1 protein-coding gene is annotated in these 644 nt (G+C 69.9%); it reads left to right on the top strand.

Annotated features, from left to right (window positions below):
• Positions 1-644: calcium-binding protein (locus METY_RS20735; RefSeq protein ID WP_444849104.1), on the top strand; the 644-nt coding region annotated here is incomplete at both ends.

Here is a 644-nt window from a genome sequence, read left to right as displayed (position 1 = left end):
ACGCGCACGGCGGTTCAGGCGACCTACGCGATCGGCGGCAAGACGGCGACGGTGCGCGGGATCGAAGCCCTCGGCAACGGCGACGCGGATCGCTTCCAGTCCGGCTCCGGCTCGGACGTGATCATCACCCGCAGCGAGCAGTACGACGACCAGATCGCGACGAACGCGGGCGCCGACACCGTGAAGGTGGCGGGCGGCAACGACGTCGTCGACCTCGGGACCAACGCCGCCGGCTCGGTCGACACGCTGATCGTCGATTACGCGCACCTCAACAGCGGTGCGGGGGTCAACACCGGCATTCAGACAGGGACGCTGGCGGACGGCTACGGCGGCTATTTCGACCTCGGCAATTCCTCGGCGCACAGCGTCGTCTTCGCGGGGGCGGAGCGCTTCGACCTGACGCTGACCGTCTGGGACGACGTGGTCACGACCGGCGACGGCGACGACGTCGTGCGCGGCAACGGCGGCAACGACTATCTCGTCACTCGCAAGGGCGCCGACACCATCGACGGCGGCGAGGGCGCAGACACCTGGGCGGCCGACAAGTCGGCCATGACGGCGGCGCTCGATCTCGACCTGACGCGGACGGCGGTCCAGGCGACCTACGTGATCGGCGGCAAGACCGCGACGGTGCGCGGGATCGA

Source organism: Methylopila sp. Yamaguchi (assembly GCF_002897035.1).
Taxonomy (GTDB): domain Bacteria; phylum Pseudomonadota; class Alphaproteobacteria; order Rhizobiales; family Methylopilaceae; genus Methylopila.
This window is presented reverse-complemented; position numbering and strand designations above follow the sequence as displayed.